General features: G+C 44.2%; 8 protein-coding genes and 1 pseudogene. 3 read left to right on the forward strand and 6 right to left on the reverse strand.

The window, feature by feature from the left end; genetic code table 11:
- The first annotated feature begins 313 nt into the window (after positions 1 to 313).
- Together ahr and PX636_RS14850 are read left to right on the forward strand one after the other, a co-directional pair.
- Entirely contained in the window at positions 314 to 1,318 is a 1,005-nt protein-coding gene (ahr, locus tag PX636_RS14845; protein ID WP_002797183.1) for an NADPH-dependent aldehyde reductase Ahr, read from the forward strand.
- A gap of 28 nt (positions 1,319 to 1,346) precedes the next feature.
- Positions 1,347 to 2,165 (forward strand): Uma2 family endonuclease, encoded by an 819-nt coding sequence (locus PX636_RS14850; RefSeq protein ID WP_002797182.1) that lies wholly within the window; start codon positions 1,347 to 1,349, stop codon positions 2,163 to 2,165.
- A 125-nt stretch (positions 2,166 to 2,290) separates the two neighbouring features.
- On the opposite strand, the gene gifA is transcribed toward PX636_RS14850, so the two are convergent.
- From gifA to PX636_RS14865, 3 genes are all read right to left on the reverse strand, one after another.
- Complete coding sequence (gene gifA, locus PX636_RS14855) at positions 2,291 to 2,491, reverse strand: glutamine synthetase inactivation factor IF7A (RefSeq protein ID WP_002758764.1); 201 nt, start codon at positions 2,489 to 2,491, stop codon at positions 2,291 to 2,293.
- A gap of 497 nt (positions 2,492 to 2,988) precedes the next feature.
- Entirely contained in the window at positions 2,989 to 3,264 is a 276-nt protein-coding gene (locus tag PX636_RS14860; RefSeq protein ID WP_002739175.1) for a hemolysin XhlA family protein, read from the reverse strand.
- 144 nt (positions 3,265 to 3,408) lie between these two features.
- Positions 3,409 to 3,975: a Panacea domain-containing protein gene (locus PX636_RS14865; protein ID WP_288117688.1), complete on the reverse strand. Its 567-nt coding sequence runs from the start codon at positions 3,973 to 3,975 to the stop codon at positions 3,409 to 3,411.
- A 163-nt stretch (positions 3,976 to 4,138) separates the two neighbouring features.
- Here PX636_RS14865 and gloB point away from each other — a divergent pair, with 163 nt between their 5' ends.
- The gene (gene gloB, locus PX636_RS14870; protein WP_288117689.1) at positions 4,139 to 4,912 is read left to right on the forward strand and encodes a hydroxyacylglutathione hydrolase; all 774 of its coding nucleotides are present in this window, start codon (positions 4,139 to 4,141) and stop codon (positions 4,910 to 4,912) included.
- Between the two features lie 140 nt (positions 4,913 to 5,052).
- Here gloB and adhE read toward each other — a convergent pair whose 3' ends face one another.
- The 3 genes and pseudogenes from adhE to PX636_RS14885 form a co-directional block, all read right to left on the reverse strand.
- Positions 5,053 to 7,719: a bifunctional acetaldehyde-CoA/alcohol dehydrogenase gene (gene adhE, locus PX636_RS14875; protein ID WP_288117690.1), complete on the reverse strand. Its 2,667-nt coding sequence runs from the start codon at positions 7,717 to 7,719 to the stop codon at positions 5,053 to 5,055.
- Between the two features lie 464 nt (positions 7,720 to 8,183).
- Entirely contained in the window at positions 8,184 to 8,696 is a 513-nt protein-coding gene (locus PX636_RS14880; protein ID WP_125730827.1) for a hypothetical protein, read from the reverse strand.
- Positions 8,693 to 9,019 (reverse strand): annotated as a pseudogene (locus tag PX636_RS14885) (AAA family ATPase); the annotation flags it as partial. The gene PX636_RS14880 and the pseudogene PX636_RS14885, both read right to left, overlap by 4 nt.

The raw sequence follows: 9,019 nt of genomic DNA on the forward strand, positions 1-9,019 counted from the left end.
GATCACTCCCAGACCCAGTACTTTTTGATTGACAAAAGGTCTAAAAGTCTTACCCAACAAGGTTTTTAGATTTATTCAGCCAGCCCTATATACAAGAGTAACCCAAAACCAGTAATTTTGCTGATGCTGCCAGTTAGCGATCGCCTCTGGCTATTCTTAAAATTGCCGTTTTTAAGATTTTTTTAATGATCACGAGCGGACTTCCTTGATGTTGATGTCCCTAGCAGTGGAATTATTGCCCAATCTTCTTAACCCGAATTTTCGATAAATTTGGGATAAGATAACCAATAAACCGATCCTAGAGGACTTAATCATGATTAGAGCCTATGCTGCCCGAGAAAAAGGGGGAAAACTAGAGCCTTTTGACTACGATCCGGGTATATTAGGGGATGAAGATGTGGAAATCGAGGTGGAATATTGCGGCATCTGCCACAGTGACCTAAGTATGCTCGATAACGATTGGGGACTGACCACCTATCCCTTTGTCCCCGGTCATGAAGTGGTCGGCACGATCGCCGCTCTTGGTGCTAAAGTCAAAGAATTAAAGATAGGGCAAAGAGTCGGTCTTGGTTGGTTTTCCCGTTCCTGTTCGACCTGTGAAACTTGTATGTCAGGGGATCAAAACCTTTGTGCTACTGCCGAAGGAACTATCGTCGGTCGCCATGGCGGTTTTGCTGAAAAAGTCCGGGCCCATCATAGTTGGTTAGTTCCCCTGGGGAACCAGTTAGATGCTGCCAAAGCTGGCCCGCTTTTTTGTGGTGGTATAACCGTCTTTAATCCCATTGTCCAATTTGATATTAAACCCACGGCCCGAGTTGGTGTCATTGGTATTGGTGGATTGGGCCATATAGCCTTAAAATTCCTCAAAGCTTGGGGCTGCGAAGTAACCGCTTTTTCCAGTAGTCCCGACAAAGAAACAGAAGCAAAAGAACTAGGCGCGACTCATTTTATCAATTCCAGAGACCCCGAAGCTTTGCAATCGGTACAAAATTACTTTGATTTCATCATCTCTACCGTTAACGTTAATCTCGATTGGGGTCTTTATATCGCCTGTTTACGTCCCAAAGGTCGTCTGCATATTGTTGGGGCTGTTCTTGAACCCATGAATACCTATGCTTTTCCCTTGATTATGGGTCAAAAATCGATTTCTGGCAGTCCTTTGGGTAGTCCCAGTACCATCAATAAAATGATCGAATTTGCCTCTCGCCATGGCATTGAACCCGTTACAGAAACCTATCCTATCTCGCAGGTGAATGAAGCCATGGAAAAATTGAGAACTGGACAACCTAAATATCGCCTCGTCTTGCAAATAAAATAAAACCATCTCTATCCCGGACGTAACCCCGATGACTCAACCCCTCACTCCTCCAGTTATCGATTGGGAAGAACCACCCATTCCCCCAGAAGACTTGATTTTTGATGATGGAGAACCTTTGGAAACGCACCGTCACCGCAAGGCTATGAATGTCTTAATCGATTCTATCGAACAAGCCTATCAGGATCGAGAAGACTTTTTCGTTGGCGGTAATATGTTTATTTACTTTAGCCGTGAGCGGGTTTTTAATCAAGATTTTCGTGGCCCCGATTTTTTCGTTGTCCTCGATATCGATGGTAGTTATAAACGACAAGGATGGGTGGTTTGGAACGAAAACGGACGTTATCCCGATGTGATCGTGGAATTAATGTCAGAAAGCACCGCAAAAATCGATTTAACTACCAAAAAAGACCTGTATGAGCGGACTTTTCGCTGTTCCCAATACTTCGTTTATAATCCCTTTGATGCCACTTCCCTGCAAGGTTGGGCTTTAGACCAAAATCAATGCTATCAAGAAATTATTCCCGACCACCGCGGTTGGTTATGGTGTCAACGTTTGGGATTGTGGTTAGGAGTCTGGATGGGCAGCATCCAGCGAGAAGAAGCCCCTTGGCTACGTTTTTATGACCTAGACGGCAATTTAATCCTTCTACCCGCGGAATTAGCCGAAATCGAACGTCAGAATGCTGAAATCGAACGTCAACGGGCCAGGGCTGCCTCTCAACAGGCCGAAATCGAACGTCAACGGGCCAGGGCTGCCTCTCAACAGGCCGAAAGCGAACGTCAACGCGCGGAACGTTTAGCGGCGCAATTACGGCAATTAGGCATAAATCCTGATGAAACCCCGTAATCGGCCCAGGAATGACCCCTATCTCTAAAAACCGAAAACCCACACATTCCGAGATCGGTTTGTGTGGGCTGATTGTTCACTTAATTCTAAGATTGAAAGCTTACACTTTGGCGGAATCTAAGACCCTAACTGAGAGTAACACCAGAGCGATCGTAAGTTTGTGAAGAAAAGTCGGCCGAGAAGCGACGTTGAACGGTTTCCCCGTAGCCATTGTCATTGTCAATACCGATTTCAGAAGCACTCCTCCCTAACATCGATTGTTGACGATTTTTGACGGCGTGGTGGTGACGCATCATTAAGGCGCGAGCTTGTTGTTCTGTGGACATAATCATTTCCTCCGAGCTGCAAATAGTGTTTCGAACTTTTTTAATCACCCACTAATATATATAACATACAATTCTGTATCTATTTTTACAAAATGCCCTAATCCCAGAAAAATTAACAAAACTTTACAATAGGGTTTGCTGAAAAAGTTTGTTGGTGGGGTTAGGAGTCGGTCGTCAGGAGTCGGTCGTCAGGAGTCGGTCGTCAGGAGTCGGTCGTCAGGAGTCAGGAGGCAGGAGTCAGGAGTCGGTCGTCAGGAGGCAGGAGATTATTTTTATAGTCATTTCAGATAAGTCTGATACACTCTAGACCAGTTAAACCCTTATGAACTCTGGCATTGATATTCTCAATCTTAATTGAAATGACTATATACAGGAGTTCAGTTATTTTAAACGAAATTAACGGATTGCCCCCAACAGAAAACCCAGAAGCGCGCCACAGTTGCTGGTGCGCTTCCCGTACTTAAATAAATGCCATACACTAGCAAACTCATAGATGGTCAAGGATTCCCAGAAAAGAAAGAGCGCCACGATGCCGTAGCGATCGCCCCTCCTAAAAGAATTATTAACGTCCAGACCTGATTTTTCTGGGTTCCCTCAACCTTTTCGAGCCTTCTATCCATCCCATCGACTTTCTCAGTCAGTTTAGCTTGTCCCACCTCTAACTTAGTTAGCCGTTCGTCAATTTTGTCGATTTTGTGGCTAACTTCCTTAATACTGTCTTTGATTTCCTTGAGAACAGCTTCTAGGGAATAGGTAACGGTTTCGTTAGACATTTTGGTAAAATCCTTTTGACACTTCCCGCTCTAAAAAGACGGGGATTCTTGGTTCACAGAGATTACTTGCTTAGACAGAATTGCTTCTGAAGTTGACAACCCATAAATTAAAAGTCGCCCGACCCTACACTAAAGGGCGGGGCTTTAACCGAAAATTTTCGGTAAAGCTCCATCTAAATAGGCTTCTCGCTGGGCTTCTTGGCTAATATCTTCGATTTCCTCCTCCGTTTTACCCATAGATCGCAAAACATCCTCTACTAAAATTGGAATAGCCGAACCATGGGGATCCTTCCATTCTGGTAGATCGTGAGTCCATTCGGCTACAAGAAAGGGATTGAGATGGCCAAAAGTCTTGTAAACCTGTTTAAGAATCATTTCTTCTTCTTCACAGAGTTCTTCATTGCCGGGATATTGCAGCAGGTCAACATAATTAGAATCCCGGGGAGAAATATATTTCGACCACAGGGGTAAAGCAGAGTCCACGGGCTGTCCTTTCATCAAATCATAAACACCACTGAGAACCGGTCCATAATCCATTGATACATATCTATCCCCAGTAATTGGTTGATCCATGGTTTTTAAAGCAAGACGGTCAGCTATATAGAGCATTTTCAGCAACCCTAAATACTTCATCGGTTTGCCGTGCAGCTTTAAGAGTATAGCAGCGGCTTCAACTGCTTTCTCTGGATGAAACCGAAATTTGATCGTCATAACTACTATAAATTCACTGCTTTTTTATGACACTTTTATTATAGTTATTATTCTACATCGGCCATATTTAAGATTTTGTCCCAGTGGTTGAGGCTTCTAGCCTGATTTCTGAAAGATGCTGCTATAGGTATGATCGAGTTAAACCTTAGCCCAAGATTCTACCATGGAGATCGAACGTCTTAACGCCCTTTCCGATAATTATATTTTCCTCCTCTACGATCCGGCGCAAAAAATCGCGGCCGTGGTGGATCCGGCGGAACCTGAACCCGTTTTCAGGCGATTAGAGGCTTTACAGGTGGATTTAGTCGCTATTTTCAATACCCATCACCACGGCGACCATGTGGGGGCTAATCAGGCTTTAATTAATCGTTATCCCCATCTTTGTGTTTATGGGGGAAAGGAGGATCGCGGTCGCATTCCGGGCCAGCAGCTGTTTTTAGAGGAGGGGGATCGGGTGGAATTTGCCGGTCGCTGGGCCGAGGTTTTCTTTGTCCCCGGCCACACTCGCGCTCATATTGCCTATTATTTTCCCCCGGTTAACCCCGGAGATTACGGTGAGTTATTCTGTGGTGATACCCTGTTTTCTGGGGGTTGTGGTCGTTTATTTGAGGGAACACCGGGCCAAATGGTGGCTTCTTTAACTAAATTGCGATCGCTGCCCGACCAGACCAGGGTTTGGTGCGCTCACGAATATACGTTAAATAATTTAAAGTTTGCCTTGACAGTTGACCCTAATAATGCTGCTCTGCAACAGCGTTATCGGGAAGTGGTGAAAGATCGCGCTGAAGATATTCCCACGATTCCGGCAATTTTGGGGACGGAAAAGCTGACTAATCCTTTTTTGCGTTGGGATAGTCCCGCTTTGGCCATGACCATGGATAGCAACGAACCAGTACAAGTGTTTGCACGACTGCGGGGGAAAAAAGATAATTTTTAAGTGGTAGCTAAGTAGGGTCTGCTGAAAAAGTTTTTCGTGGGGGCAGGGTGTGGGGTGTGGGGTGTAGGGTGTAGGGTGTAGGGTTGATTCATGAATCAACCCTACTAGGGGGTAGGGGGGATCAAAGGCAAAATCTATCCCTACAAGCTCAAGGGTTGCGGATCTAACTTCAAATCGGCAAGACTGACATCACCGTGACCATTTACCGCCACCTCTAGGGGCAAATTGCCGTGATAAGCTTGGATTAACAGGGTTTTTAAGTCCTCGATCAGGGGATAACGGGGATTGGCTCCGGTACACTGATCATCGAAAGCTTGTTCGGCTAAATGGTCTAATTTGGCCATAAATTCGGCTTCACTTTCGGGAATTACCTCTTTGATACTGGCCGGAATACCGATTTCCCGTTTTAAACATTCGATCGCTAATACCAATCTTTCCACACTTTCGGTCTCGCTTTCTCCTCCCAATCCCAGAGAATGGGCGATCCTGGCATAGCGCCACTTCACGTTAGGATATTTGTACTGAGAGAAGGTCGCCTGTTTAAAGGGGGCATCGGTGGCATTATAGAGGATGACGTGGGAAATCATCAAGGCATTGGCCAGACCGTGGGGAATGTGGAAAATTGCCCCCAATTGGTGAGCCATGGAGTGACAGATGCCTAAAAAGCCATTAGCGAAGGCCATTCCTGCCATTGTCGCCGCATAATGGACTTTTTCCCGCGCTTTCGGGTCTTTAGCTCCGTTATGATAGGAACTGGGCAAGTATTTAAACAGCAGTCGGATGGCATCTTGAGCAAGAGCGTTAGTATATTCTGAGGCTAAAACCGAGACGTAGGCCTCAAGAGCGTGAGTTAAAGCGTCAATTCCGCCGTAGGCTGTTAATTTTTTCGGCATATTCAGCACTAATTCCGGATCGACAATTGCCATGCTGGGAGTTAGGGCATAATCTGCCAGAGGATACTTAATATTATTACGGCGATCGGTCACGACGGCGAAGGGAGTCACTTCCGATCCTGTTCCCGAAGTGGTGGGAATACAAACCATCAGAGCTTTTTCGCCTAAAGGGGGCAATTCATAGACTCGTTTGCGGATATCCATAAAACGCATGGCCAAGCTCTCGAATTCTATCTCTGGATGCTCGTAGAGTAGCCACATAATTTTAGCGGCATCCATGGGGGAACCGCCACCGATAGCGATAATTACATCGGGATTGAAGGTATTAATGACATTTAACCCCCGTTCGACGGTTTCTAGGGAAGGATCGGGTTCCACATCATAAAAGATATTAATCGTGATGCCGATTTCTTCTAAAACCTCCTCTAAAGCTGCGGTAACTCCTAGGTCAAAAAGAGGTTTATCGGTGACAATAAAGGCCCGTTTTTTGCCGGCTAATTCCCGAATAGCGACGGGTAATGCCCCGTATTTAAAATATACTTTTGGTGGTACTCGGAACCAAAGCATATTTTCCCGGCGCTCGGCCACGGTTTTAATATTTAATAGGTGGGTAGGTTCGACGTTTTCACTGATGGAATTACCGCCCCAAGTGCCACAACCGAGGGTTAAACTAGGATCGAGACGGAAGTTATAGATATCACCAATTGCACCCTGGGAGGAAGGGGTATTAATTAATACCCGGGCTGTTTCTACGTTGTCTTCAAAGCGTTTAATATGTTCCCGATTTGAGGGTGCGGTATAAAGCACGGCCGTATGACCTCGACCGGCAAATAAGACCAGTTTTTCGGCTTTTTTCACCCCATCTTCAAAGTCTTTCGCTCGGTACATAGCTAAAATTGGCGAGAGTTTTTCGTAGGAAAATGGTTCCTCTAAGCCAATATTTTCTACTTCTCCGATTAGTAACCTGGTATCTTCTGGAACAGAAATTTCCGCTATGGCGGCTAATTTTTCCACTGGTTGCCCGACGATATCGGGGTTAATATGACCATCTTTTAGAAGAATCCCGACGACTTTTTCCCTTTCTGCGGGGGAAAGAAGATAGGCCCCGCGATCAATAAATTCCTGTCGAACTTCTTCATAGATGCTATCGACAACGATTACCGATTGTTCGGAGGCGCAAATCATGCCGTTATCGAAGGTTTTACTGAGAATAATCGAGGAAACGGCCATTTTTATGTGAGCGGTTTCGTCAATTAAAGCGGGGGTATTGCCGGCACCGACTCCTAAGGAAGGTCTTCCCGAAGAATAGGCCGCTTTTACCATACCAGGACCGCCGGTAGCGAGGATTAAATTAATGCTGGGATGTTGCATTAATGCTTGGGAAAGTTCCACCGATGGCTGATCGATCCAACCAATAATACCGGCCGGCGCACCCGCTTTCACGGCCGCTTCCAAGACAATTTTGGCCGCCGCGATGGTGCAGTCTTTCGCTCGCGGATGGGGAGAAAAAATGATGCCGTTGCGGGTTTTCAGGGCAATTAGGGCTTTAAAAATGGCTGTAGAGGTGGGATTTGTGGTGGGTACGATCCCCGCTAAAATGCCCACGGGTGCTGCGATTTTTTGCAATCCAAAGGATTTATCTTCTTCGATAATGCCGCAGGTTTTGCTGTGTTTATACTTGTTGTAGATGATTTCTGAGGCAAAATGGTTTTTAATCACTTTATCCTCTATTACCCCCATCCCTGTCTCTTGGACGGCCATTTTAGCCAGGGGAATGCGAGCGTTGTTGGCTGCTAATGCCGCTTTTTTGAAGATAAGATCTACTTGTTCTTGGCTATAGTTGGCAAATTGTTGTTGAGCTTTTTTTACCTGTTGAATCAGTTCTTCTAGCTCTTGTCTATTGGTAACTGTCATAACAATTTTGTCGAAAAAATTAGGCATTTTATTCTACTCTAGCGTTTTTCGGCAGGGGATTCGCTTAATCTTGGGATTTTCTTTATAGTTTCCTAAGCATTGGTATTATAGGATACTAATCCTAAATCCATTGAGCATAGGTAACATATCAGGACAGGCACTCATGCAAGAGGCACTCATGCAAAGGGGAGAATAAATAATCAGTTTTTAATAACTGGATTTAGTATAAATTAGGATTGACCAGTACCTAGAAAAAGTTTGAGGACAGAGACTCAATGATCAAGTTACCAGAAATTCAAGCTGGTGTTCGAGAAGCTGGTTCTATTCCGCACTCCTTGAGTGAAAAGTTTAAAGTTGATCACAGCTTGGCAACGGATTCAGGGTGAGATTCAACATCAAACTAGGATATCTCTAAACTCTAGAAAATCAATATCTTCAGAGCCACCGAATCAAAGAGAATTGAATCAGTCAATTTTGATGATATTTTGAATGATTAATCTAAACCCAGTTTCTTGGCGAAATTTTTCCATCCTCTCCGTTTGTGAAGTCTGAAAGGTAGGCTTTTTGTTATTAGCAATGTAGGCTTTTCTAGATGAATAATCCTCTATACCATGATTTTCAATAAATACCCGAATTGTGTTTCTTAGTTGCTCTTCTCCGTCTCCTACCCACCCCGAATTTTTCCCCTTTCGTTCTTTTAATTCTACAAAAATCAAACAATTAGCATAGGTCAGCATTCCATCACAGCGTTGATCCATGCCACCACTACCATCGACTTTTCTAATTTCAATACATTTATCAATAGCGGTAAATGTCGCTTCAATTTCTTGAGAGTTTTCCACAATAGCAATCCAATCCCTGGGATTTTCTGTATCTAAATAAGCGGGAGTTTCTGGGGGAAATGGCTGATCACAAATTCCAAATTTATGCCGATGGGTTTGACTCTGACATTTTTTATCAAAGAAATTGATCTTCATAACTGTTCTTCGATTTCCAGTAAATCATCAAAAAGCTGATTTGTCTCTCCTAGGGAAAGATTGAGATAATTTTCATCAGAAGGTAAACCATTATATGTAGCAAGTTCTCGGATTTCTCCTTGCTCTGTTAATTCATATACAATAGCATCTTCTGCCGCTATACAAGAGGCTTTCGGGACAATTTGGTTGAGCTTTTCTTGGAGATAATCGGCGTTAGAAATCGCCGATGATAGGATTTTTTTAATAACTTTATCCGCTTTGATAGCTAGGGTTAGATCGTTGATAATATAAGGACTATGAGTAGTTAAAATTAGTTTATTTCC

This window comes from Microcystis sp. M53598_WE2, from assembly GCF_030067735.1.
Lineage (GTDB): Bacteria > Cyanobacteriota > Cyanobacteriia > Cyanobacteriales > Microcystaceae > Microcystis > Microcystis aeruginosa.

What these genes read in the sequence shown, in the direction of transcription:
- ahr (WP_002797183.1), top strand. Translation starts at nt 314, where the DNA reads ATGATTAGAGCCTATGCTGCCCGAGAAAAAGGGGGAAAACTAGAGCCT.
- PX636_RS14850 (WP_002797182.1), top strand. Translation starts at nt 1,347, where the DNA reads ATGACTCAACCCCTCACTCCTCCAGTTATCGATTGGGAAGAACCACCC.
- gifA (WP_002758764.1), bottom strand. Translation starts at nt 2,491, where the DNA reads ATGTCCACAGAACAACAAGCTCGCGCCTTAATGATGCGTCACCACCAC.
- PX636_RS14860 (WP_002739175.1), bottom strand. Translation starts at nt 3,264, where the DNA reads ATGTCTAACGAAACCGTTACCTATTCCCTAGAAGCTGTTCTCAAGGAA.
- PX636_RS14865 (WP_288117688.1), bottom strand. Translation starts at nt 3,975, where the DNA reads ATGACGATCAAATTTCGGTTTCATCCAGAGAAAGCAGTTGAAGCCGCT.
- gloB (WP_288117689.1), top strand. Translation starts at nt 4,139, where the DNA reads ATGGAGATCGAACGTCTTAACGCCCTTTCCGATAATTATATTTTCCTC.
- adhE (WP_288117690.1), bottom strand. Translation starts at nt 7,719, where the DNA reads ATGACAGTTACCAATAGACAAGAGCTAGAAGAACTGATTCAACAGGTA.
- PX636_RS14880 (WP_125730827.1), bottom strand. Translation starts at nt 8,696, where the DNA reads ATGAAGATCAATTTCTTTGATAAAAAATGTCAGAGTCAAACCCATCGG.